Here is a 22,759-nt window from a genome sequence, read left to right as displayed (position 1 = left end):
TGGAATAGGGTCGAGCCATGACGACGACACCGGCCGAGACCATGAGCGTCGAGCAGCTCGCGTCCCGCGTCGGCATGACGGTGCGCACCGTGCGCTTCTACGCCGGTCGCGGCCTCATCCCGCCGCCGCGCCGCGAGGGCCGCAACGGCTTCTACGGTCCCGACCACATCGCACGACTCGAGCTCGTCCGCGAGCTGCAGGGCCACGGCTTCACGCTGTCGGCGATCGAGGGCTACCTCGAGAACATCCCGGCCGAGGCGACGCCCGAGCAGGTCGCCCTGCACCGCACGCTGCTGGCGCCCTGGATGGCCGACCGCCCCGAGGAGCTCGACCGTGCGTCCCTCGAGCTGCGGGCCGGACGCCCTCTCACCGACGACGACCTCGAGCGGCTCATCGCCCTGGGCGTGGTCGAGCCGACGCCCACCGAGGACGTCTTCCAGGTCGCGCCGGCGCACCTCGCGGTCGGCATCCAGTTCATCGAGACCGACATGCCGATCGAGGTCGCCCTCGCCGCGCGCAAGATCTTCGACGAGGCCGGTCGCTCGGTGGCTCGTCAGATCACCGAGGTCTTCAAGACCATGTGGTGGCCGTCGCTGCGATCGTCGGGCCGCCCCCCCGAGGACATCATCGCCCTCGTCGAGCGGTTCAAGCCCCTGACGGTGCAGGCGCTGGTGACCGCGTACGAGACCGGCGTCGACGAGGCGAAGCGCGAGACGGTGCGCCGCCGCACGTAGTCGGTGTGACGACTACGGCGTGTCGGGCCCGTCCATGAGGCGACGCGTGATGGCCGTGACGTCGCGATCGAGCGCCTCGACCCGGTCCTCGATGCGGTCGAGGCGTCGCTCGACCTGCTCGAATCGCTTGTCGACCTGCTCGAATCGCTTGTCGACCTGCTCGAACCGCTTGTCGACCTGCTCGAAACCGGCCGTCATGACGGCCGTGAGGGCACCGAAGCGGGCGTCGAGGTTCTGTCCGAACAGGCGCACGGCGATGGCCATGAACGCCAGCATGAACGTGAACATGCCGCCGATCGTGGTCCAGGTCTGTGCGTCGTTCACGTCGCCAGGATAGACGCGGCTCCCGACGTCCGGAAGGCGTCGGGAGCCGCGCTGTGGACAACAGCTCAGATGCCGAGGCCGCGCCCGACGATCTCCTTCATGATCTCGGTCGTGCCGCCGTAGATCGTCTGGATGCGGGTGTCGAGATACGCCTTCGAGATGGGGTACTCCGACATGTAGCCGTAGCCTCCGTGCAGCTGCAGGCACTGGTCGGCGACCTTCTTCTGCAGCTCGGTGGTCCACCACTTGCCCATCGCGGCGTCCTCGACCGTCAGCGTGCCGGCGTTCAGCTGCGTGATCGACTCGTCGACGAACACCTGCGCGATGCGCGCCTCGGTCTCGAGCTCGGCCAGCGTGAACCGCGAGTTCTGGAACGAGCCGATCGGCTTGCCGAACGCCTTGCGCTCCTTGACGTACTCGAGCGTCATGTCGATCATCCGGCGGCAGGCCGCTGCCGCGACGACCGAGATCGACAGCCGCTCCTGCGGCAGCTTCTCCATCAGATAGATGAAGCCGTGGCCGGCCTCGCCCAGCAGGTTGCTCTTGGGCACCCGCACGTCGTCGAAGAACAGCTCGGCGGTGTCCTGCGCCTTGAGGCCGATCTTGTCGAGGTTGCGGCCGCGCTCGAAGCCCTCGGCCCCGCGCTCGACGACGACCAGCGAGAAGCCCATCGCGCCGGCCGACGGATCGGTCTGGCACACGACGATGACCAGGTCGGCGTTGATGCCGTTGGTGATGAACGTCTTGGAGCCGTTGATGACGTACTCGTCACCGTCGAGGACGGCCGTGGTCTTGATGCCCTGCAGGTCGGACCCGGTGCCGGGCTCCGTCATGGCGATCGCGGTGATCATCTCGCCGCTGCAGAACTTCGGGAACCAGCGCTCCTTCTGCTCCTCGGTCGCGTGCGAGAGCAGGTAGCCCGACACGAGGTCGGTCTGGATGACGAACCCGATGCCGCTGGCACCGATGCGGGTGATCTCCTCGGTGAGGATCGCGTTGTAGCGGAAGTCGGTGACGCCGCCTCCGCCGTGCTCCTCGGGCATCATGAAGCCGAGCAGGCCCATGTCGCCGGCCTTGGTCCAGACGTCGCGCGGGACGATCGAGTCCTTCTCCCACTGGTCGTGGTGCGGGGCGATCTCCTTCTCGCAGAACGAGCGGACGGTGTCGCGGAACGCCTCGTGGTCGGCGTCGAAGATGGTGCGCTTCATGAGTGGTCCTTCGATGTGGTGGACGGCGCCTGGACGGCGACGCCGTCGGCGATGAGCTGGTCGACGTCGGCGATGCCCCAGGCGGCGAGCGCCTCGGCGGTGCTCGAGCCCGCGGCCTCGGGCGGGGACGTCAGGGTCGCGGGGGTCGCGGAGAAGCGGGGTGCCGGTGCCGGCTGGGTGAGCCCGTGGTGCTCGACGTAGGTGCCGCGGGCGACGTTGTGCGGGTGCTCGTAGGCCTCGGTGAGGCTCAGCACCGGGGCCACGCACGCATCGGTGCCGTCGAACACCTCGATCCACTCGGCGCGGGTGCGGCCGGCGAACGCCGTCGCGATCGCCGCGCGCAGCTCGTCCCAGCGGGCGATGTCGTACTGGCCGGGCAGCTCGACGCCGAGCCCCTGGGCAAAGGCGGCGAAGAACTGCGGCTCGAGCGGGCCGACCGACATCCATTGACCGTCGGACGTCTCGAAGACGTCGTAGAACGGGGTGCCCGTGTCGAGCATGTTGGTGCCGCGGCGGTCGCTCCAGCCGCCCGACTGCTGCATCGCGACGATCATCGACATCAGGTGGGCCGTGCCGTCGGTGATGGCGGCGTCGACGACCTGGCCCTCGCCCGTGGCCCGCGCGTGGGTGAGCGCGGCCAGCAGGCCGGTGACGAGGTAGAGGGAGCCGCCGGCGAAGTCGCCGACGAGGTTGAGCGGCACCTGGGGCGGGCCGCCCGCGCGGCCGATCGACCCCAGGGCGCCGGCGACCGCGATGTAGTTGATGTCGTGGCCGGCCGTCTGGGCCAGCGGGCCGTCCTGCCCCCAGCCCGTCATGCGCCCGTAGACGAGGGCCGGGTTGCGGGCGTGGCAGTCGGCGGGGCCGAGGCCGAGGCGCTCGGTGACGCCGGGGCGCAGGCCCTCGATCAGGATGTCGGCCGATGCCACGAGGTCGAGGACGGTCTCGACGCCGCGAGGGTTCTTGAGGTCGATCGCGACCGACGGGCGTCCGCGACCGAGGATGTCCTTGACGGCCGGGCCGAGCTGAAGGGCGTTGCCCCCCGGGCGATCGACGCGGATGACGTCGGCGCCGAGGTCGGCCAGCAGCATCGCGGCGAAGGGGCCGGGACCGATGCCGACCAGCTCGACGACACGCACGCCGTGCAGGGGGCCGGACTTGTCTGAGATCGTCACACCAGCATTGTGACAGTAGTGCTGTCACGATGGCAACCGCGAGTACCCGGGCCGGTACGCTCAGAAGCGGCCGGACGCGACCGACACCGGCAACCAGGAGGAGGGTGGCCCATGATCCGCACAGGTGGCTTCCTCTTCCTCCTCGCTCTGATTGCCGGGTCCGGCATCTTGGGCGGCCTGGGAGCGATCGAGTTCACCTGCGTCCTCGTTTTACTGGCCGCTGGCGCCATCCTCCTGGTCACCGGCTTGGTGACCCGTTCGCGCTCTGGAACAAGTAGTCCCTAGCCGCCCAGCAGGTCGACGGCCAGCACGACGAAGCCACCGCCGAACATGACCACCCCCAGCGCCCGTAGCCCGAGGGGCGCCCGATCCTGCCGGATCGCGAGCAGGAGGAGCGCGCCCGACACCAGCGCGACGACAGCGCAGACGTCCATGGCGGCAACCTCGCACGGCTCGGCGAGGTGGGCGCCGTGACACATCCGCATACCGTCGGTATCTTGATCGGCATGCTCTCCGAACTGGTCTACACGCGCAAGGGCTCCGGCGAGCCCCTCGTCCTCATCCACGGCATCGGTCACCGCCGTCAGGCGTGGGATCCGGTCTTCGAGACCCTGGCCCAGTCGTACGACGTCATCGCGGTCGACCTGGCCGGGTTCGGCGAGTCGCCGGCCTATCCGCTCAAGGCCGCGTACGACATGGACAACGCGTGCCACAACCTCAGCGACAACTTCGCCCACTGGGGCATCGAGCGCCCGCACGTCGTCGGCAACTCGCTCGGCGGCGCCATCGCCCTCGAGCTCGGTGCCCGCGGGCTCGCCCGCTCGGTCACGGCGCTCAGTCCCGCCGGCTTCTTCGGCACGCTCAACCGCGTGCAGACCCTGACGCTGCTCGTGCTGCTGCGCGTCACGAGCCGCCTGCCCGACCGCGTGCTGCGCCTCGTGTCGCGCAGCGCGATCGGACGCCGACTGGCCGGCAGCTCGCTGTACACGCACCCCGAGCGGTTCACCGCCGACGAGGTCTACGGCGACGCGCTGGCGCTCAAGCACTGCCGCGGCTTCGAGCGGACGATCGTCAAGGGCGTCACCTACTCGTTCACGCAGCACCTCGACGTGCCGACCACCATCGCGTGGGGCACGCGCGACCTGATCCTCCCCTACGGATCGTCGGCGATCGCCCAGGAGCGCCTGCCCGAGGCGCGCCACGTGGCCCTGCCGCACTGCGGTCACGTCCCGATGATCGACGACCCGGCCCTGGTCGCCCGCGTCATCGAGAACACGGCCGCAGAGGCGGGAGCTTCAGTCGCGGCCTAGGCTCCGGGCATGCGACTGACGACGTCAGGATCGATCCCCCGCTTCGACCACAGCCTGCTGGTCGAGGCCCTCGTGCCGCTGCGCGAGGAGTGGGCCGCCCTACGCTTCGACAGCGCCGGCCTGGTCGTCAACCCCGTGACGGGCACCTCGGTCGACACCCTCCGGCTCGTCGAGGGACGCCACCGCTCGCCCGGCGCGCGCTACGAGATCGTGACGCGCACCCCCGCCATCCATAGCGACCCGCAGCGCCCCGACGACATCGGCACGCCCACCGGCGAGGTCGTCGAGACCGTCAGCCAGCTCACGCTCCGCAGCGACGACGCGCGAGCCCTGGCCGTCACCCTGGCCGACCGCACCGGGCTGTGGACCATCGACGTCGACGTGGTGCACGGGCGCATCCCGCGTGTCGACCTGACGGCGCAGGCCGATGCGACCGCGATGCTCATCGAGGGCGGCGCGCCGCGCTGGCTCGCGCGCCGAGTGGGCGGCGACGCCACCGGAAACGCGACGATCGACCTCGCGACCTTCGAGCACCGCACCACGAGCACCTTCTTCGACGGCGAGGGCCGCCTGCGGCTCGTGCACGCCACCGGTTCGGCGACCGTCACGCCCACCCCCGCGGCCTGGGACGTCGTCGCATCGGCCGACCTCGGCGGCAAGGGCCTCGGACGGCTGGCCCTGCGCCTGTTCGGCACGCGCATCCAGCGCTCGTTCGACACGTCGGCCGCCGCGTACTGGCGAGGCCTGCCCGAGACAGTCGGGCCCACACAGACCTTGCTCAGCCAGCTGCGGACGGTGGTCGACGGTGAGGGCGGCGTCGCACCGCTGCTGCACCTCGCGCTCTGGGACCCGGCGCAGCTCGAGCCGCTGGAGGCGAAGTACGGGCTGGAATGACCGCCCGCTCACCCGCGTTGAGTGCCACGTGGGCATCCTCGACAGCGTCGTGATCGGCGCGGGCCAAGCCGGCCTCTCGACGTCGCACCACCTCGCGCGACGCGGCATCGAGCACGTCGTCCTCGACGGCAACGACCGTCCAGGCGGTGCCTGGCAGCATCGTTGGGACGCCCTCACGATGCACGACGTGCACCGCGTGGCTGACCTGCCCGGCGCCCGCATCCCCGCCGACACGGGTGCCGAGCGGGCCAACCAGTTCGTCCCGGCCTACTTCGCGGACTACGAGGCCCGCTTCGACCTGCCGGTCGAGCGTCCCGTGCGTGTGCGGCAGGTGCACGACCAGGACGGCCTGCTGGTGGTGGGGGCCGACGACGGGGCGTCGTGGACGACCCGCACGCTCGTGAACGCCACCGGCACCTGGACACGTCCCTTCGTCCCCCACGTGCCCGGCATCGAGACGTTCGGGGGCGAGCAGCTGCACACCTCCGGCTATCCCGGGCCCGAGCACTTCCGCGGCAAGCGCGTCGTGATCGTCGGCGGAGGTGCCTCGGCGGTGCAGTTCATCGGTGCGCTCGCGCCTATCGCCGACACCGTGTGGGTCACCCGACGCGAGCCGGTGTGGAACGACCGTGACTTCTCGCCCGAGCTGGGGCGCGAGGTCGTCGCCAAGGTCGAGGAGCGCGTGCGCCGAGGGCTTCCGCCGCGCAGCGTCGTCAGCGTCACCGGCCTGCAGCTGCGCGAGCAGGAGCGCGAGGCCGAGCGGCTCGGCGCCTACGCCGACCGGCGGCCGATGTTCACCTTGATCGAGCCCAGCGGGGTGCGGTGGGGCCCTTCGACAGGCTCAGGGGACGACGCCTTCGAGCCTGCCGACGTCATCCTGTGGGCGACGGGCTTCCGCCCGGCGATCGAGCACCTGGCGCCGCTGCACCTGCGCAGCCCGCTGGGCGGCATCCAGCTCGACGGCACCACCGCCGTGGCCGATCCGCGCGTACAGCTCGTCGGCTACGGACCCTCGGCCAGCACGATCGGCGCCAACCGCGCCGGACGTACGGCAGCCCGCGGCGTCGCGGAATGGCTCACGCGCGCCGCGTGACGTAGGAGCCGTCGAGGTCGCGGGCCCGCGGACACCCGAGAAGGCCCAACGTGCTGTCAAGCTCGTCGATCAGCTGCTCGAGCACCAGCTGGGCGCCGGCCTGGCCCTCGCACGCCAGGCCCCACAGCACCGGACGCCCCACCAGCACCGCGTCGGCACCGAGCGCCAGCGCCTTGGCCGCGTCCCAGCCGCGCCGGATGCCGCCGTCGACGAGCACGTCGATGCGTCCCTGCACCGCCTGCACCACCGGGCCCAGCGCGTCGGCGCCCGACAGCACGGTGTCGAGCTGACGTCCGCCGTGGTTGGAGACCACCACGCCTGCGACCCCGGCGTCGACGGCGCGCACGGCATCGTCGGGTCGCAGGATCCCCTTGAGGACGACCGGCAGCCCGCTGGCCTCGCCGAAGGCGGCGATGTCGTCCCACGTGAGCGTCGGGTCGTGCATCGCGTGACGCTCGGCCGGGGTCATGGGCCCCGTCGCGAGCTGGACGTACGTGGGGTGGTCGACGACCCAGCCCGACCGCAGGTCGCGCTCGCGGCGACCTCCGAACGGGAAGTCGACCGTGATGCAGAGCGCCTCGTACCCTCCCTCGCGGGCGGCCCGCACCAGGTCGTCCGTCAACCCGCGATCACGGAAGACGTACAGCTGCAGCCAGCGGGACGCATCGCCCATCGCGTCGGCGACGTCGCTCGGATCGGTCGTGCTCTGCGACGACAGCACCATCGTCGAGCCGGTGGCCGCGGCAGCCCGCGCCGTTCCGAGCTCGGCGTCGGCGTGAAGGGCGCGTTGGTACGCCATCGGCGCGACCAGGAACGGGTGGGGTCGCTCGCGACCCAGCAGCGTCACCGAGGTGTCGCGCTGCGAGACGTCGACCAGCACGCGCGGTGCCAGGGCGACCCGGTCCCAGGCCGCGACGTTGTCGCGCAGCGTCAGCTCGTCGCCGGCGCCGCCCGCGAAGTAGCCGTGGGCACCGGGGTCGAGGAGCTCGGCGGCCCGCTGCTCGAAGTCGTGGGTCACGGCAGGTGCCGGGCCAGGAACTCGGCCGTCCTCGGGCTGCGTGGCGCGGTGAAGATCTGCTCGGGCGGGCCCGACTCCTCGATGCGTCCGTCGGCCATGAAGACGATGCGGTCGGAGACCTCGCGGGCGAAGGTCATCTCGTGGGTCGCCATCACGATCGTCATGCCGTCGGCCCGCAGGTCGCGGATGACGTCGAGCACGTCGCCCACCAGCATGGGGTCGAGCGCCGACGTGATCTCGTCGAGCAGCAGCAGGCGCGGCTGCATCGCGATCGCGCGCACCAGGGCGACGCGCTGCTGCTGACCTCCCGACAGGGCGTCGGGATAGGCGCCGGCCCGGTCGCCCAGGCCGACCCGCTCGAGCAGCGTGTGGGCACGCGCGCGGGCGTCGGCGCGCGACTCGCCGCGCGACCTCACGGGCCCCAGCACGATGTTCTGCTCGACCGACAGGTGCGGGAAGAGGTTGTACGCCTGGAACACGATGCCGATGTCACGCCGGACGGCATCGGCGTCGACCCGCGGATCGGTGATCTCGCGGTCGTCGAACCAGATGTCGCCGTCGTCGACCTGCTCGAGCAGGTTGAGGCAGCGCAGCAACGTCGACTTGCCCGAGCCGGACGCGCCGATCAGGCACACGACCTCGCCCTCGGCGATGTCGAGCGAGACGCCCTTGAGCACCTCGTGGTCGCCGAACGACTTGCGCACGGCCTCGGCGCGGAGAAGGCCCGCGGCAGCCTCGGCCATCAGATTCCGTTCTCGCGGCGCAGCGAGCGCACCGTCAGGTAGTCGGTGAAGCGAGCCAGGGGGATCGTCGCAGCGATGAAGAAGAGCGCGGCCACGATGTACGAGGAGAAGTGGAACGTCCGGCCGGAGTCGACCTGGGCGACGCGCAGCGCCTCGACCAGGCCGATGATCGACAGCAGCGCGGTGTCCTTCTGCAGCGACACGAAGTCGTTGAGCAGCGGCGGCGCGACCCGGCGCACGGCCTGCGGCAGCACCACGAGGCGCAAGGTCTTGCCGTACGACAGCCCGAGAGCCCGGCCGCTGGCCCACTGGGTCGGGTGGATCGACAGGATGCCGGCCCGCAGGACCTCGGCGACGTACGCGCCGTAGCTCAGCGTGAGGGCGATGACGCCCAGCCAGAACAGGCTGGTGGGCAGACCGGCCAGGCCCAGTGCCGGCACGCCGAAGCCGACCAGGAACACCACGAGGATCGTGGGCGTCCCGCGGAAGACGTCGGTGTAGACGACCGCGAGCAGCTTGATGGGCGCGAGGGCCGGCGACGGCACCACCCGGATGATCGCGACGATGATCGCGACGATGAGGATGAACACCTCGGCGACGAGGAACAGGCGGATGTTGAGCACGAACGCCTTGGCGACCTCCGGGAAGACGCTGCGCGCCTCGCCGAGGTTGAAGTAGGTCTCACGGACACGGGGCCAGCCCGGCGAGAGCAGCACACCGGCGGTCAGGACGCCCAGCACGACGACGGTCGAGACGACCGCCACCGCCGCTCGGGTGCGAGCCCGGCGGCGGCGGTAGGCGTCGCGCTCGAGCTGACGTGCGCTGACGCCGGGCGTCCCGGCCTCGGTCACTTCAGCTCGGGCACGTCGGTGGCCTGGGTCAGCCACTCCTTCTCGAGGTCGGCGAGGCTGCCGTCCTCGGCCAGCGCGTCGACCGCGAGGCTGACGCACGGCGTGAGCTTGCTGTCCTTGGCCAGCAGCAGGCCGAACTTCTCGGACTCGCCTGTGGTGGGCTGGAACTGGCCGACGATCGTCGCGCCGTCGAGCTCGGCCGACGTCAGGTAGTACGCCGACGGAAGATCGGCGACGACCGCGTCGACCTGGCCGTTCTGCAGGGCCTGGGCAGCCTTGGTGGTGTCGTCGTAGACGAGCGGGTCGCTCGAAGGACCGATCTGCTTGATGGCCTCGAGCGACGTGGTGGCCACCTGGGCGCCCAGCTTGGCGTCCTTGAGCTCGGCGAGCGACGTGGCGCCGGCGAACTTCGACTTCTTCAGCGTGATGATGGCCTGGGCCGCCGAGTAGTACGGCGACGAGAAGTCGACCGCCTTGGCGCGGTCCTTGGTGATCGAGAACTGGTTGATGTCGACGTCGAACGACTTGGTGCCGGCCTGCACGGCCTGGTTGAAGCCGGCCTTGACCCACGTGACGTCGTCCTTGGCGAAGCCGAGCTTGTCGGCGACGGCGTAGGCCACGGCGCTCTCGAAGCCCTTGCCGTTGGCGGGATCGTTGTCGACGAACCACGGCTCGAAGGCGGGGTCGTCGGTCGCGACGGTGAAGGTGCCGGACTTCAGCAGCGGGAGGTCGGCGGGCTTGCACTCGGCCAGCGAGGTGGCGGCCTTGGCCGGCGCGGACGCCGTGTCGCCGTCCGAGCCGCCCTCGGAATCGGCGGGGGCGCAGGCCGCGGTGAGGGCGAGCGCCAGGGCCGCGATCCCGGTCAGGGCGCGGGAGGAGGAGATGAACATAAGGAGAATCGTAGTCTCCGGCCGCCCTCCCGGATCGCGCAGATCAGTGCGTGGTCAGTCACCCCGGGTGCGCGGACGCGTGAGGGCCCACGGCTCGAGATGCTCGTAGCCCTTGACGGAGGTGCGGCGGGTGCGGCGCACCCGGTAGTCGTCCGGTCGCTCCCGCAGCCGCTCGGCCAGCTCGGCGTCGACCAGCACGCGTCCCGGACGGGCGATCGACGTCAGCCGCGAGGCCAGGTTGACGGTCGGGCCGAAGACGTCGCCGAGGCGCGCGAGCACGGGCCCGTGGGCCGTGCCGACCCGCACGTCCGGGAACTTCTCGTCGGTCTCGGACCGCTCGACCAGCAGCAGCGCGAGATCGGCGGCCGCGTAGGGGTCGTCGACCGTGTAGAGCACCTCGTCGCCGATGGTCTTGACCACCTGGCCCTCGCGCTCGACCACGAGATCGGTCACGACCCGCTCGAACCACTCGACCATCTCGCCGAGCGCACGGGTGCTCATCTGGCGGCTGCGGGAGGTGTAGCCGACGATGTCGACGAAGCCGACGCACGTCGAGGCCGTGGCCCCGTTGGCGGCGCCGCGCAGCGCCATACGGCTCGCGGTGGCCAGCAGGTGGCGGCGCCAGATGTAGCCCTGCACCTCCTCGACCATCGGGATGACCTCGGTCAGCACCTCCAGCGGCGGGTCGTCGTCGCCGTCGCTGCCGGTCAGCGACGCCAGCAGCAGGCGGGTCTGCCAGTCGGCCAGGCGGGAGAACGACCGTCCCATCGAGCGGACGAACTGCGGCATGCGCTCGGGCTCGACGACGCCCAGCTCGGTCAGCCGGCGGGTGATGCGCAGGGCCTCGACGTCGGCGTGGGTGAAGGCCACGACCCCGGGACCCACCTCGGAGAACCCCAGATGACGCCACATCGCGACCGCCTCGTCGAGCTCGACCCCTGCGGCCTCGGCCACCTGCTCCTGCGTCAGCGACGGAGCCGCGTCGAACAGGTAGGACGACGCGACGTCGATCAGCAGGCCGGGGTCGAAGGCCGGCTGACCGTCGGGGGTCTCGTCTGCGTCCATCGGCCGATGGTAGCGCCCCGCGTAGGGCAGGATCGGGAGATGCGATCTCGTCTGTTCCTCGCCCCGTGGTGGGTGCAGGCCGTGGTGCTCGGGGCGCTGTTCGCCGCGTACATGGCGATCTTGTCAGCGGCGAAGGACGACGTGGGGTGGCGACCGACTGCCGTCCTGGCGATCGTCAGCGGCAGCCTCTTCGGCGCCTACACGGGCTGGTCGACCCACCGGGAGCAGCGGCGGTGGCGCAAGGCCGCCGGGCTCGACCTGGACGAGGACGAGCTGCTGATCGTGCACCGGGCCATGGCCAAGGGACCGGTGCCGTCCGAGCAGCGCCTCCGGACCGCCGCGGTCGACGGGGCGATCCACGAGGTGTCGCGCCAGGACGGCCCATGGGCCGCTGCGGCATTCCTGCTGGGCTTCCCGTGCCTGATCGTGCTCTACGGCGCCGCGTCGTGGTGGTCGCTCGTCCTGGTCCCGTTCTACCTCTACGCCGCCTACACGCTCTGGTCCCAGCCACGCAGGCTGCGCGCACGCATCGACCTGCTCTCGCGCGAACCGCGCTGACCCAGCCGATCAGCCGTGCACGTAGGCGACGTCGAAACCGGGGCCGAGCTCCTGCTGCACGCGGACGGCGAGGCTCTCGCCGGTTCGACGGATCGCCTCGTCCTCCGCCTTCACGGCTCGCTCCCGCGCAGGATGCAGGCGGCGGCCCAACGCGTACTTCGCACGGACGAGCAACTGCATGACGGGCACCCCATCCCAACGGTCGTCGTAGACCTCGGGTGGAATCGCGGCGTCCCACCGGTCGGCGAACGCCATCAGGTCGGTCCGCAGACCGGCGCTGAGGTCGAGGGCCTCGACGTCCGTGTCAACGTCGTCGGGCCACAGCGGAAGGCCTCCGCCGTACTCGTTCATCACGCGGATGCCGATCACGTCGCCCGGCAGGTTCGTGTCGTTGCCCATGACGTCAGTCTCTCCCACGGGGTGCACGACCAGCGCCCCGATATGCAACCGGTTGCAGCGGCTCGTCGAGAGGTACTACCGTCCCCGCATGGCACTGGAGCACGCGATCCTCGTCTCGCTGGCCGAGCGGTCGGCGTCCGGCTACGACCTCGCCCGCCGGTTCGACGCCTCGATCGGTCACTTCTGGAAGGCGAGCCACCAGCAGATCTACAAGGTGCTCGGACGCATGGAGACGGCCGGCTGGGTGACGCCCGACGTCGTGGCCCAGGACGGACGGCCTGACAAGAAGGTCTACGTGGTCACCGCTGCCGGGCGCGACGAGCTGGCCGCGTGGACGTCGAGGCCCAGCACCGTCGAGCCGACGCGCAGCGAGCTCGCGGTCAAGCTGCGGGCCCTGCCCTTCGGCGACACGGCCGCCATCACCGACGACGTCCGCGCCAGGCGCCGAGCCCACGAGCAGCAGCTGGCCTACTACCTCGAGAGCGCCGCGCGCTTCTACCCGCGGCCCGACGACGTGACCGCCGACGAGCTGGGCGGCTGGCTGGTGCTGCGTGGAGGCATCCTGGCCGAGCAGACGGGCATCGCGTGGTGCGACGAGATCCTTCAGCGGCTGGTGCCGGAGGCCGACGACGCCGATCGGTGAGCCCGTACGCCCACCACCAGCACGCCGAGACCGATCACGATCGCCGTCGTGATCAGCACCGCGTGCACCCAGAAGAAGGCTTGCGGGGTGCTGTGCCAGTGCTCGCCGGCCCACGCCCGGTCGTCGTCGACGATCGCCTTGGCGAAGCGCGGCCAGATCACGACGTTGAAGAGGCCTGCGACGACGAGGAACTTGGCTGCCGTCTTCGAGATCACGCGACCATCTGACCACACGGCGCCAACGAGACCTCACGGACGTCTGTCCCGCCCCGAAGCGCCTAGTGTGGCCGGATGAGCGGCGATCGAGCGCGGACGCAGCGGCAGTCGGCCGCCCGGGGTGCCGATCACGTCGTGGCGGTCCTGCTGATCGGTGGCCAGGCCCTCGCCTCGATGGCGATCGGCTCGGTGTCGCTGCTCTTCATGATGATCAGCGACGGCTGCCACGACGAGCCGGACGATCCGTTCATCTGCTCCGACGCGGGAGGCACGGTGTTCCTCGGCGGCATCCTTCTCGAGTGGGCGCTGCTCGTCGTCGGGCTCGTCGTGTCGATCAGGCTGGTCGCCCGTGCCTCGTCCCGCGGCGAGACCTGCTGGACGAAGCCGTTCGTCGGCGCTGCGATCGGGCTGCTCGGCATCCTCGTGCTGGCCGTCAACGTCGCGGTGGCGTCTGCCTGAAACCCTCCGAGACAAGCCGTCCACCCGCTACCGTCGCGCGGTGACCGATACCCGCACCGCCCGTTCCGGCACCGCTGCAGCATGGATCCTCTACGTCCTGCAGCTGCTCGGCTCAGCCGTCCTGGCCCTGCTCGCGATCACCTCGGTCTTCATGACCGACTCGTGCGGCAGCGTGCAGGACGAGCCCGCGGTGTGCGACACGACGTACTTCGGGTCGGTGCTGTTCGGCTACTGGATCGCCCTGGCCGTCCTGCTCGTGATCGTGCCCATCGCGATCGTCAGGGCGTCGCGCCGCGGTCGAGCGGCCTGGCTGCGCGCGCTGGCCGGCATCGTCGTCGCGGGCGCGCTGACGGTCGCGTTCGTCGTGCTGATGGTGCGTTGAGCCGGTACCGGACCCGCACCGGTCCCCGGGCCCGGTAGGTTCGCCCGATGACCGACCCTCGGTTGACCCGTTCTCCCACGACCCTCGCCTGGACGGTCTACTGCGTCCAGATGCTGCTCTCGGCCGGGATGGCGGTGGTCGGGCTCATCCCGATCGTCTTCTCCGACTCGTGCGGCAGCGTGGCCGACGAGCCGGCCGTGTGTGACGCGACCTACGCCGGAACGGTGCTGATCGCCTACTGGATCCTGCTGGCCGTGCTGCTCGTGCTGGTGCCCTTCGCCATCGTGCACGCGTCCCGGCGCGGCCAGTCGGCCGCGCGGCGCGCGTTCCTCGGCCTCGGGCTGGCCGCGATCGTCTACTTCGTGTTCCTGGCGCTCCTGACCCGCTGATCGGCACACTGGACCCATGGCCACCCGCATCGTCCTGCTCCGCGCGGTCAACGTCGGTGGGGCGACGCTGCCGATGGCCGAGCTACGCGCCCTCGCGACCGAGCTCGGGGCGACCGATGTCGCGACGTACATCGCATCGGGCAATCTCGTCGCCGACGTGCCCGGCGACCCGGCCGCCTTCGACCGCGCGCTCGAGAAGGCGGTCGAGGAGCGTTTCGGCTTCGCGCGCGACGTCATCTCCCGCACGCGTCAGCAGGTTCAGGCCGCCCTCGAGGCCCACCCGTTCGACGTCGTCGAGCCGAAGTTCTCGTACGTCAGCTTCCTGACCGGCGAGCCCACGGCCGACGCCCTCGCCACGGCCGAGACCTACGAGACGATCGACGACCGCTGGCAGGTCATCGGCACCGAGATGCACATCCGCTACGCCGACGGCCCCGGACGTCCGCAGATGAAGGGCGACTCCATCGGACGCGCGCTCGGCGTCGCCGGCACCGCCCGCAACCTCAACACCGTCAAGAAGCTGATCGACCTCGCGGATCGCTGAGGTCTGCGTAGGCTCGACATGTGAGCGCTCGACAGCCGGACCCCGCACTGGGCGAGCTGCTGGGTGAGCGGCGATGGCTCGTGCTGACGGGTGCCGGCGTGTCGACCGACTCCGGCATCCCCGACTACCGCGGCCCCGACTCGCCGCCGCGGACGCCGATGACGTACCAGGAGTTCGTGCGGACGCCCGAGGGTCGGCAGCGCTACTGGGCCCGATCGCACGTGGGATGGGCCCGGATGTGGACCGCCGAGCCCAACGCGACCCACCGCATGCTGGTCGCGATGCAGGACGCCGGACGCCTCACGGGACTGATCACCCAGAACGTCGACGGCCTGCACGAGCGCGCCGGTCATCGTGACGTCATCGACCTGCACGGGCGCATCGACCGGGTGATCTGCCTGGCCTGTCGCGACGTGACGACCCGCGCCTCCCTGCACGAGCGGCTGGCGGCGCTCAACCCCGGCTTCGAGTCGCGTGTCGGCGAGGTGGCCCCCGACGGCGACGTGGTGCTGAGCGACACGGGCGACTTCCGCGTCGCCGCGTGCACGATCTGCGGCGGAGACCTCAAGCCAGACGTCGTGTTCTTCGGCGAGAACGTGCCGAAGGAGCGGGTCGAGCGGTCGTACGGGCTGGTCGCCGAGGCCGAGGCGCTGGTCGTGCTCGGCTCGTCGCTGCACGTCATGTCGGGGCTGCGATTCGTCAAGGCCGCCCACCGCCGCGGCATCCCGGTCGTCATCGTCAACCGGGGCACGACCCGCGGCGACGACCTCGCCACCCTGAAGATCGACGAAGGCGTCGCAGAAACCCTGTCGACTTCGCTACCGTTCGTCTGACCGCACCTCACGCCTCGGACGAAGGACTCCCATGAGCGACTCCACCCCGCCTCCCCCTCCGGGCTACCAGCCCCCGCCGCCTCCGGGCTACCAGCCCCCGCCGCCTCCGGGCTACCAGCCCCCGCCGCCTCCGGGCTACCAGCCCCCGCCGCCTCCGGGCTACCAGCCCCCGCCCTACGGTGCCGCGCCGATCAACCCCGCCGGTGGCTACCCCGTCTCGTTCCAGTTCGCCTCGCCCGGCAAGATCGACCGCTGGCGCCCGCTGGTGCACTGGCTGCTGGCCATCCCGCACTTCATCGTGCTCTACATCCTCAGCATCGTCGCCAGCGTGCTCGTGTTCGTCGCGTGGTTCGTCGGTGTCTTCGCCGGCAAGGTGCCCGAGGGGCTGCAGGGTCTGGTCATCGCTAGCCTGCGCTACTCGGCACGCGTGCAGACCTACATGTTCTTCATGCGCGAGGAGTACCCGCCGTTCGCCTGGGACACGGGCTTCGCCGACCCCGGCACCGATCCGCGCACGCGCCTCGACGTCGTGCCGGCGATCGAGAACCGCAGCCGGCTCAGCATCTTCTTCCGCCTCTTCCTGCTGATCCCGCACGCGATCGTGTTCTACGTGCTGCTGATCGCGGTCTACGTCGTGATGTTCATCGGCTGGTTCGCCGTGATCATCCTCGGACGCTGGCCCGCCGGTCTCGAGTCGTTCATGGTCGGGTTCATCCGCTGGAGCACACGGTTCAATGCGTATGGCTACCTGCTGACCGACGACTTCCCGCCGTTCGGCTTCGAGTAGACCCGCACACCACGAGGCCCCCGTACCGCTGCTGCGGTGCGGGGGCCTCGTCGTGCGACGTCAGCTGAGCTGGCGCAGGCGCACCGTCTCGGGCAGGGCCGCGAGCTCCGTGAGCACGTCAGCGCCGATCTCGTCGGCGACGTCGGTCAGCACGTAGCCGAGCGCGCCGCGGGTCGACAGCGACTGCGCCTCGATGTTGACGGCGTGGTCGCCGAGCAGGCCGTTGATCGTGGCCAGCACGCCCGGGGCGTTGCGGTGCACGAGCGCCAGGCGGTGCTTGCTGGTGTCGGCCGGCAGGTTGATCCCGGGCATGTTGACGCTCAGCGACGTGCCGCCGAACGCGGCGTACGAGCGCAGCTTGGAGGCCACGAAGCGTCCGATGTCCTGCTGCGCCTCCTCGGTCGACCCACCCACGTGCGGGGTCAGGATGACGTTCTTGAGCCCGCGCAGGTCGGACTCGAAGGCATCGCCCTGCCGCTTGGGCTCGATCGGGAAGACGTCGACCGCGGCACCGGCGATGTGGCCCGACTCGAGGTGCTTGCGCAGGGCGGCGGTGTCGACGGCGATGCCGCGCGACAGGTTGAGCAGCAGCGAGCGCGGCTTCATCTGGCTCATCTCGTCGTCGCCGAACAGGCCGGCATTGCCCGGACGTCCGTCGACGTGCAGCGTCACGACGTCGGAGATCGCGAGCAGCTCCTCGAGCGTCGAGCAGCGCTTGGCGTTGCCGAGCGCGAGCTTGTCGTCGATATCGTAGAAGACGACCGACAGGCCCAGCGCCTCGGCGATGACCGACAGCTGGCTGCCGATGTTGCCGTAGCCGATGATGCCGAGCGTGCGGCCGCGGATCTCGTGGCTGCCGGCGGCCGACTTGTTCCAGACGCCGGCGTGCATGTCGGTCGACTTCTCGTGCAGGCGGCGCGCCAGCGAGATGATCTCGGCGATCGCGAGCTCGACGACGCTGCGGGTGTTGGAGTAGGGCGCGTTGAACACCGCGACGCCGCGCTGGGTCGCGGCGGCCAGGTCGATCTGGTTGGTGCCGATGCAGAACGCGCCGATCGCCAGCAGGTTGGGCGCGGCGTCGAGGACCTTCTCGGTGATGTAGGTCGTCGAGCGGATGCCCAGCAGGTGCACGCCCTGGATGGCCTCGATCAGCTCGTCCTCGCCGAGCGCACCGTCGCGCGTCTCGACCTGGTAGCCCTTGCCGCGCAAGAACTCGGCCCCGTCGGTGTGGATGTTCTCGAGCAGCAGGACGCGGACGTCGCCGTCGTCGAGCAGCTCGGTCGGACTCGATCCTTCAGGAAGGTGATCAGTCGTGGTCATGGTCATCATCATCTCTGGTGCCTCCAGTCAGCGGAACTCGGCTGACGTGGGGCCCAGGCGAACGGTCCCGATGTCGATGGATCGCAGCGCTCCCCGGTGGTACCCACCTCAACGCCAGTTGCGGCTGCTTGGCCTCAGTCTAGCGGCAGCCTCAGGGCTGCTTGTCCTTCCTCGCGAAAGCGGCCCACGCCTCGGGCGGGAGCTCACGGTCGAGGTTGGCCAGCCGTACCTGGCCCTGGGCCATCAGCCGCCCGTCCTGGTCGACGGAGTCGAGGTGCCACAGCTGCTGGCTGCGTCCCCGGTGGATGGGCGTCGCCGTGACGGTGATGACGTCGCCGACCTTGCCCTGCCGGAGGAAGTCGGTGGAGTTGTTGGTGCCGACCACGACGCCCTGGCCCGTCTCGTTGAGCCAGATCATGCCGCCCGTGCTCGCCGTCGACTCGTGCACCGCGCAGTAGACGCCGCCGTGCGGGATGCCGAAGGGCTGCAAGTGCGCCTCGCCGATGGTGAACCTGACGACGACCTTGTCGGGACCTGCCTCGAGGTGCTCGACGCCGAGCACGCCGTCGAGTCCGGGAATCTCGCTCATGAACACAGACTAGGCGGCGGCGCCCCATCCGAGATGAACCGCATACCCCCTAGGGGTATGCTGGGCGACATGAACAGGATCATGGCGATGCTGGCCGCCCTTCCGCTCGTGCTTGCAGCGGCCTGTAGCTCGTCCGGCGCCGACCACAACGACGCCGACGTCGCCTTCGCGCAGCAGATGGTGCCTCACCACCAGCAGGCCGTCGAAATGGCGGACCTTGCCAAGGGTGCCGACGCCTCGGCCGACGTCACGGCGCTCGCCGCGCAGATCCGAACGGCACAGGCCCCGGAGATCGCGATCATGAAGGAGTGGCTCGACGACTGGGACGCGTCTACCTCCCACGGCGGTCACGACATGGGCGACGGGATGATGAGCGATGCCGACATGACCGAGCTCGGCACACTCGCGGGAACGGCCTTCGACCGGGCCTGGCTGACCATGATGATCGCCCACCACGAGGGTGCGGTCACGATGGCCCGCACCGAGCTGGCAAACGGCAAGGACGCCGACGCCAAGAAGCTCGCCCAAGCGATCGTCGACTCGCAGGAGAAGGAGATCGCGACCATGAAAGGCCTCCTCGGATGACCGACCACCACACCACCCCCGGCTACAGCGACGACAAGACCGCCGTGCTCAAGAGACTCAAGCGCGTCGAGGGGCAGGTGCGCGGGCTGACCCGGATGGTCGAGGACGACACCTACTGCATCGACGTGCTGACCCAGGTCTCGGCGACGACCAAGGCGCTGGAGGCCGTCGCGCTCAAGCTGCTCGACGAGCACCTGAGCCACTGCGTCGTCGACGCCGCCCGCGCCGGTGGTGCCGAGTCCGACCAGAAGATCAAGGAAGCGTCCGACGCCATCGCGCGCCTGGTCCGTTCGTGAAGGAGACCGACATGACCACCCACACCTACCGCGTCACCGGCATGACCTGCGAGCACTGCGTGAAGGCCGTGACCGAAGAGCTCACCACCCTCGACGGGGTCACCGGGGTCACGATCGACCTGGCGGCCGGCGGCACGTCAGACGTGACGGTCGAGAGCCGCGATCCGCTGCCGCTCGACGACGTCACGCGGGCCGTCGACGAGGCGGGGTACGAGCTCGCATGAGCACCGTCCGGCTCGACATCGCCGGGATGACCTGCACGTCGTGCGCCGCCCGGGTCGAGAAGAAGCTCAACCGTCTCGACGGCGTCGAGGCGACGGTCAACTACGCCACCGAGAAGGCCACGGTGCAGCTCGGCGACGACGTCGAGGTGCAGTCGGTCATCGACGCGGTGGCGGCGACGGGCTACTCGGCGACTGTCCCTTCGACAGGCTCAGGGGGCACAGTCGGCTCTGAGGGCGAGCACGAGCAGGGTGGCCTGCACGGCGCGGCGGCGATGCTGCGGCGGCTGCGGGTGTCGGCCGCGCTGGCGCTGCCGGTCGTGCTGCTGTCGATGGTGCCGGCGTGGCAGTTCGATCACTGGCAGTGGCTCGCGCTGGCCCTCGCGACGCCGGTCGTCGTGTGGGGCGCCTACCCGTTCCACCGAGCCGCCTGGGTCAACATCCGCCACGGCGCGGTCACGATGGACACCCTCGTCAGCGTCGGCGTGGGCGCGGCCTGGCTCTGGTCGCTGTGGGCGCTGTTCTTCGGCGACGCGGGCATGACCGGCATGACGATGCACTTCTCGCTGCTGCCCACCGACACCGGGCACGACGAGATCTACCTCGAGGTCGCGGCCGCCGTCACGGTGTTCATCCTGGCCGGCCACTACCTCGAGGCCAGCGCCAAGACGCGCTCGAGCGCGGCCCTGCGCGCCCTCATGGATCTCGGCGTCCGCGACGTGACGGTGCTGCGCGACGGGCACGAGCACACGGTCGCCCTCGAGCAGATGCACGAGGGCGACCGGTTCGTGGTGCGTCCGGGCGAGAAGATCGCGACCGACGGCGTCGTCGACGACGGCACGTCGTCCGTCGACGAGTCGATGCTGACGGGCGAGTCCGTGCCGGTCGACGTCGGCCCGGGCACCGTCGTCACGGGGGCCACGGTCAACCACGACGGACGCTTGGTGGTGCGCGCGACCGCCGTCGGGTCCGAGACCCGCCTGGCCCAGATGGCGCGACTGGTCGAGCAGGCCCAGGAGGGCAAGGCCGAGGTGCAGCGCCTGGCCGACCGGGTGTCGTCGGTCTTCGTGCCCGCCGTCATCGGCCTCTCGCTGGTCACGCTCGCGGCGTGGGTCGTCACCGGCGCCACGTGGACGCAGGCGTTCACGGCCGCCGTCGCGGTGCTGATCATCGCCTGCCCGTGCGCGCTCGGCCTGGCCACGCCCACGGCGCTGATGGTCGGCACGGGCCGTGGCGCCCAGCTCGGCATCCTGATCAAGGGACCGCAGGTGCTGGAGTCGACGCGGGCGATCGACACCGTGCTGCTCGACAAGACCGGCACCGTCACCACGGGCGAGATGAGCGTCTCGTCGGTCGACCCCGTCCCCGGCGTCCACGACGACGAGCTGCGGCTGGTCGCGGCATCGCTCGAGCACGCGTCGGAGCACCCCGTCGCCCGCGCCGTCGCCCGTCTCGCCGATCCCGCTCCCGTGGAGTCGTTCGCCAACCACGCCGGCCTCGGGGTGAGCGGCGTCGTGGGCGGCCGCGACGCGATGATCGGCCGTCCGTCGTGGTTGCGCGACCGCGGCATCGCGGTGCCGGACGCAGCAGCACCGTCTGCGACCACCGTCGCCGTCGCCTGGGACGGCGAGCACCGCGGCACCGTCACGGTCGCCGACACCGTCAAGCCCACGTCGCGGCAGGCGGTGGCCGACCTGCGCTCGCTGGGCCTCGAGCCGATCCTGCTGACGGGTGACGCCCGCGCGGTGGCGGAGGCCGTCGCCGCGGACGTCGGCATCGACCGCGTCGTCGCCGACGTGACGCCCGCCGACAAGCTGCGCGTCGTCCACGACCTGCAGGCCGAGGGACGCGCCGTCGCGATGGTCGGCGACGGCGTCAACGACGCGGCTGCCCTCGCCGCGGCCGACCTCGGCATCGCGATGGGTACCGGCACCGACGTGGCCATCGAGGCGTCCGACCTGACGCTCGTCAAGGGCGACCTGGCCACCGCGGTCGACGCCGTCCGCCTGTCGCGGGCGACGCTGCGCACCATCAAGGGCAACCTGTTCTGGGCATTCGCCTACAACGTCGCGGCGATCCCGCTGGCTGCCTTCGGACTGCTCAACCCCCTGATCGCGGGGCTCGCCATGGCGTTCAGCAGCGTCTTCGTGGTCACCAACAGCCTGCGCCTGCGGCGGTTCAAGGCCTGAGGTCTGCCAGCAGCGCGAGCTCGTCCTCACGGCTCAGGCCGGCCCGGCGCGGTCGGTCGAGACCGCGCTGGCGCTCGTCGGCGAGGACGTCCGCCAGCGTCTCGGCGAGCGGACGCCGGCGCAGGCCGAGCTCGAGCGCGCGCGTGTCGTCCATCAGGCCCATGCCGTGGTGGGTCGGCGGCAGCCACAGCGGCAGCGACCGCGGCCCCATCCACTGCTGGACGTCGTGGTCGAGCAGCCAGCCCGGCGACGCCGGCGCCCGACGGCCCGTCGAGCCCGCGACAGCGGCCGACGCGTCGATGATCGCGCCGACGGTGGTCGGCTCGCCGGCGCCGTGGACGACACCGGTGGCTCGCTCCTCGGCCGCCCGCACGACCCACGCCGCGAGGTCACGCACGTCGACGACCTGCATGGGCTGCCTCGCGACGTCCGGCACCAGCACGTCGTCCGTGCCGGCGAGCGCGAGGCGGGAGACGTAGTAGCCGAGGCGGTCGGAGCGGTCACCGGGGCCGCCGATAAGCCCGGCCCGCACGATCAGGTGGTGGCGCAGCCGTGCGACCGCCCGCTCGCACGCCACCTTGGCCTCGCCGTACTTCTCGGGCGGAGCCTCGTCGCCCTCGAAGGCGTCGAGCGGCGGCGACGACTCGGTCAGCGGGACGCTCTGGTCGGCGTAGACCGACCCGGTCGAGACGAACGTCCAGTGCGAGGCGACACCGCCCAGGGCGTCGACCGCCGATCGCACGTGCCCAGGCTCGCGCGACAGGTCGACGACCAGGTCCCACCGGCGGTCGAGGACGTCGTCGTACGCACCGGGCTGCGACCGGTCGCTGCGGACGAAGGTGGCCCCCGCGGGCGCCTGCCCGGACTCACCGCGCGCCAGGCACGTGACGTCGTGGCCGCGGACCACCCCTTCGTGGGCGATGCGGCCGCCGAGCCACGAGGTTCCGCCGAGCACGAGCATCCGATACATGTCCCTCAGCCAAGCACTGCCCGGCCGTCGCCGACAGGGATGTTCGCTCCGCGCGGAATGTCCGGCGATGCCCCCGGG

General features: G+C 70.8%; 30 protein-coding genes and 1 riboswitch. Of the genes, 16 read left to right on the top strand and 14 right to left on the bottom strand.

What is annotated here, in order from left to right; genetic code table 11:
- The first annotated feature begins 17 nt into the window (after positions 1–17).
- Positions 18–734: a MerR family transcriptional regulator gene (locus tag DX116_RS06455; RefSeq protein WP_119703317.1), complete on the top strand. Its 717-nt coding sequence runs from the start codon at positions 18–20 to the stop codon at positions 732–734.
- A gap of 12 nt (positions 735–746) precedes the next feature.
- Here the strand turns inward: DX116_RS06455 and DX116_RS06450 are convergent, their stop codons facing one another.
- From DX116_RS06450 to DX116_RS19870, 4 genes are all read right to left on the bottom strand, one after another.
- The gene (locus tag DX116_RS06450) at positions 747–1,058 is read right to left on the bottom strand and encodes a hypothetical protein (RefSeq protein WP_119703316.1); all 312 of its coding nucleotides are present in this window, start codon (positions 1,056–1,058) and stop codon (positions 747–749) included.
- A gap of 65 nt (positions 1,059–1,123) precedes the next feature.
- On the bottom strand, positions 1,124–2,266 hold the full coding sequence (locus DX116_RS06445) for an acyl-CoA dehydrogenase family protein (RefSeq protein ID WP_119703315.1): 1,143 nt from the start codon (positions 2,264–2,266) through the stop codon (positions 1,124–1,126).
- The gene (locus DX116_RS06440) at positions 2,263–3,438 is read right to left on the bottom strand and encodes a CaiB/BaiF CoA transferase family protein (protein ID WP_199715943.1); all 1,176 of its coding nucleotides are present in this window, start codon (positions 3,436–3,438) and stop codon (positions 2,263–2,265) included. Before DX116_RS06440 ends, DX116_RS06445 begins: the two co-directional genes overlap by 4 nt.
- A gap of 281 nt (positions 3,439–3,719) precedes the next feature.
- Entirely contained in the window at positions 3,720–3,872 is a 153-nt protein-coding gene (locus tag DX116_RS19870; protein ID WP_158591918.1) for a hypothetical protein, read from the bottom strand.
- Between the two features lie 72 nt (positions 3,873–3,944).
- Here DX116_RS19870 and DX116_RS06430 point away from each other — a divergent pair, with 72 nt between their 5' ends.
- Genes DX116_RS06430 through DX116_RS06420 form a run of 3 tightly spaced genes read left to right on the top strand, consistent with a single transcriptional unit; the run spans position 3,945 to position 6,735 of the window.
- A complete protein-coding gene (locus DX116_RS06430) occupies positions 3,945–4,748 on the top strand; it encodes an alpha/beta fold hydrolase (protein ID WP_119703313.1) in 804 nt (267 codons plus the stop codon).
- Positions 4,749–4,757: 9 nt separating this feature from the next.
- Entirely contained in the window at positions 4,758–5,642 is an 885-nt protein-coding gene (locus DX116_RS06425; protein WP_119703312.1) for a hypothetical protein, read from the top strand.
- A gap of 28 nt (positions 5,643–5,670) precedes the next feature.
- The gene (locus DX116_RS06420; RefSeq protein WP_119703311.1) at positions 5,671–6,735 is read left to right on the top strand and encodes an FAD-dependent oxidoreductase; all 1,065 of its coding nucleotides are present in this window, start codon (positions 5,671–5,673) and stop codon (positions 6,733–6,735) included.
- Here the strand turns inward: DX116_RS06420 and DX116_RS06415 are convergent.
- From DX116_RS06415 to DX116_RS06395, 5 genes are read right to left on the bottom strand one after another with little or no spacing between them, the layout of a single operon-like run.
- Positions 6,719–7,753 carry an alpha-hydroxy acid oxidase gene (locus DX116_RS06415; RefSeq protein ID WP_119703310.1) on the bottom strand — a complete coding sequence of 345 codons (1,035 nt, stop codon included), beginning with the start codon at positions 7,751–7,753 and terminating at the stop codon, positions 6,719–6,721. The genes DX116_RS06420 and DX116_RS06415 overlap by 17 nt on opposite strands.
- On the bottom strand, positions 7,750–8,496 hold the full coding sequence (locus DX116_RS06410) for an amino acid ABC transporter ATP-binding protein (protein ID WP_119703309.1): 747 nt from the start codon (positions 8,494–8,496) through the stop codon (positions 7,750–7,752). Before DX116_RS06410 ends, DX116_RS06415 begins: the two co-directional genes overlap by 4 nt.
- Positions 8,496–9,347: an amino acid ABC transporter permease gene (locus DX116_RS06405; protein ID WP_119703308.1), complete on the bottom strand. Its 852-nt coding sequence runs from the start codon at positions 9,345–9,347 to the stop codon at positions 8,496–8,498. The genes DX116_RS06410 and DX116_RS06405 overlap by 1 nt, the downstream gene beginning before the upstream one ends.
- A complete protein-coding gene (locus tag DX116_RS06400; protein WP_119703307.1) occupies positions 9,344–10,237 on the bottom strand; it encodes an ABC transporter substrate-binding protein in 894 nt (297 codons plus the stop codon). Before DX116_RS06400 ends, DX116_RS06405 begins: the two co-directional genes overlap by 4 nt.
- A 54-nt stretch (positions 10,238–10,291) precedes the next feature.
- Entirely contained in the window at positions 10,292–11,302 is a 1,011-nt protein-coding gene (locus DX116_RS06395) for an adenylate/guanylate cyclase domain-containing protein (protein ID WP_119703306.1), read from the bottom strand.
- A gap of 39 nt (positions 11,303–11,341) precedes the next feature.
- On the opposite strand from DX116_RS06395, the gene DX116_RS06390 reads away from it, so the two are divergent.
- On the top strand, positions 11,342–11,860 hold the full coding sequence (locus DX116_RS06390) for a hypothetical protein (protein WP_119703305.1): 519 nt from the start codon (positions 11,342–11,344) through the stop codon (positions 11,858–11,860).
- Between the two features lie 9 nt (positions 11,861–11,869).
- On the opposite strand, the gene DX116_RS06385 is transcribed toward DX116_RS06390, so the two are convergent.
- Positions 11,870–12,259, bottom strand: coding sequence for a hypothetical protein (locus DX116_RS06385; protein WP_119703304.1), 390 nt, complete (start codon positions 12,257–12,259; stop codon positions 11,870–11,872).
- 88 nt (positions 12,260–12,347) lie between these two features.
- Here DX116_RS06385 and DX116_RS06380 point away from each other — a divergent pair, with 88 nt between their 5' ends.
- The gene (locus tag DX116_RS06380) at positions 12,348–12,902 is read left to right on the top strand and encodes a PadR family transcriptional regulator (protein WP_119704160.1); all 555 of its coding nucleotides are present in this window, start codon (positions 12,348–12,350) and stop codon (positions 12,900–12,902) included.
- On the opposite strand, the gene DX116_RS06375 is transcribed toward DX116_RS06380, so the two are convergent.
- A complete protein-coding gene (locus tag DX116_RS06375) occupies positions 12,863–13,117 on the bottom strand; it encodes an SCO4848 family membrane protein (protein ID WP_119703303.1) in 255 nt (84 codons plus the stop codon). The two genes, DX116_RS06380 and DX116_RS06375, sit on opposite strands and share 40 nt — an antisense overlap.
- A gap of 75 nt (positions 13,118–13,192) precedes the next feature.
- Here DX116_RS06375 and DX116_RS06370 point away from each other — a divergent pair, with 75 nt between their 5' ends.
- From DX116_RS06370 to DX116_RS06345, 6 genes are read left to right on the top strand one after another with little or no spacing between them, the layout of a single operon-like run.
- Positions 13,193–13,576: a hypothetical protein gene (locus tag DX116_RS06370; protein WP_119703302.1), complete on the top strand. Its 384-nt coding sequence runs from the start codon at positions 13,193–13,195 to the stop codon at positions 13,574–13,576.
- Between the two features lie 40 nt (positions 13,577–13,616).
- Positions 13,617–13,958, top strand: a complete 342-nt coding sequence (locus DX116_RS06365; protein WP_119703301.1) for a hypothetical protein — start codon at positions 13,617–13,619, stop codon at positions 13,956–13,958.
- 47 nt (positions 13,959–14,005) lie between these two features.
- Positions 14,006–14,347 (top strand): hypothetical protein, encoded by a 342-nt coding sequence (locus tag DX116_RS06360; protein WP_147393603.1) that lies wholly within the window; start codon positions 14,006–14,008, stop codon positions 14,345–14,347.
- A 16-nt stretch (positions 14,348–14,363) separates the two neighbouring features.
- The gene (locus DX116_RS06355; protein ID WP_119703299.1) at positions 14,364–14,891 is read left to right on the top strand and encodes a DUF1697 domain-containing protein; all 528 of its coding nucleotides are present in this window, start codon (positions 14,364–14,366) and stop codon (positions 14,889–14,891) included.
- A gap of 20 nt (positions 14,892–14,911) precedes the next feature.
- Positions 14,912–15,724 carry an NAD-dependent protein deacetylase gene (locus tag DX116_RS06350; protein WP_199715942.1) on the top strand — a complete coding sequence of 271 codons (813 nt, stop codon included), beginning with the start codon at positions 14,912–14,914 and terminating at the stop codon, positions 15,722–15,724.
- A 31-nt stretch (positions 15,725–15,755) separates the two neighbouring features.
- Positions 15,756–16,511, top strand: coding sequence for a DUF4389 domain-containing protein (locus DX116_RS06345; RefSeq protein WP_119703298.1), 756 nt, complete (start codon positions 15,756–15,758; stop codon positions 16,509–16,511).
- 60 nt (positions 16,512–16,571) lie between these two features.
- Here the strand turns inward: DX116_RS06345 and serA are convergent, their stop codons facing one another.
- A complete protein-coding gene (gene serA / locus DX116_RS06340) occupies positions 16,572–17,831 on the bottom strand; it encodes a phosphoglycerate dehydrogenase (protein WP_233556583.1) in 1,260 nt (419 codons plus the stop codon).
- Between the two features lie 44 nt (positions 17,832–17,875).
- A riboswitch (ZMP/ZTP riboswitch) is annotated at positions 17,876–17,963 on the bottom strand.
- A 19-nt stretch (positions 17,964–17,982) separates the two neighbouring features.
- The gene (locus DX116_RS06335) at positions 17,983–18,420 is read right to left on the bottom strand and encodes a PaaI family thioesterase (RefSeq protein WP_119704158.1); all 438 of its coding nucleotides are present in this window, start codon (positions 18,418–18,420) and stop codon (positions 17,983–17,985) included.
- 69 nt (positions 18,421–18,489) lie between these two features.
- Between DX116_RS06335 and DX116_RS06330 the strand changes: the two genes are divergently transcribed.
- Genes DX116_RS06330 through DX116_RS06315 form a run of 4 tightly spaced genes read left to right on the top strand, consistent with a single transcriptional unit; the run spans position 18,490 to position 21,711 of the window.
- The gene (locus DX116_RS06330) at positions 18,490–19,005 is read left to right on the top strand and encodes a DUF305 domain-containing protein (RefSeq protein ID WP_119704157.1); all 516 of its coding nucleotides are present in this window, start codon (positions 18,490–18,492) and stop codon (positions 19,003–19,005) included.
- Positions 19,002–19,301 (top strand): metal-sensitive transcriptional regulator, encoded by a 300-nt coding sequence (locus DX116_RS06325; protein WP_119703296.1) that lies wholly within the window; start codon positions 19,002–19,004, stop codon positions 19,299–19,301. Before DX116_RS06330 ends, DX116_RS06325 begins: the two co-directional genes overlap by 4 nt.
- An 11-nt stretch (positions 19,302–19,312) precedes the next feature.
- Positions 19,313–19,525, top strand: coding sequence for a heavy-metal-associated domain-containing protein (locus DX116_RS06320; protein ID WP_119704156.1), 213 nt, complete (start codon positions 19,313–19,315; stop codon positions 19,523–19,525).
- On the top strand, positions 19,522–21,711 hold the full coding sequence (locus tag DX116_RS06315; RefSeq protein WP_119703295.1) for a heavy metal translocating P-type ATPase: 2,190 nt from the start codon (positions 19,522–19,524) through the stop codon (positions 21,709–21,711). Before DX116_RS06320 ends, DX116_RS06315 begins: the two co-directional genes overlap by 4 nt.
- On the opposite strand, the gene DX116_RS06310 is transcribed toward DX116_RS06315, so the two are convergent.
- The gene (locus DX116_RS06310; protein ID WP_119703294.1) at positions 21,701–22,681 is read right to left on the bottom strand and encodes an NAD-dependent epimerase/dehydratase family protein; all 981 of its coding nucleotides are present in this window, start codon (positions 22,679–22,681) and stop codon (positions 21,701–21,703) included. The genes DX116_RS06315 and DX116_RS06310 overlap by 11 nt on opposite strands.
- Positions 22,682–22,759 lie beyond the last annotated feature (78 nt).

The organism is Aeromicrobium endophyticum (assembly GCF_003586285.1).
In the GTDB taxonomy this organism is placed as follows: Bacteria; Actinomycetota; Actinomycetes; order Propionibacteriales; family Nocardioidaceae; genus Aeromicrobium; species Aeromicrobium endophyticum.
Note: the sequence above shows the minus strand (reverse complement) of the source record. Positions and strands in the feature narration are given on the sequence as shown.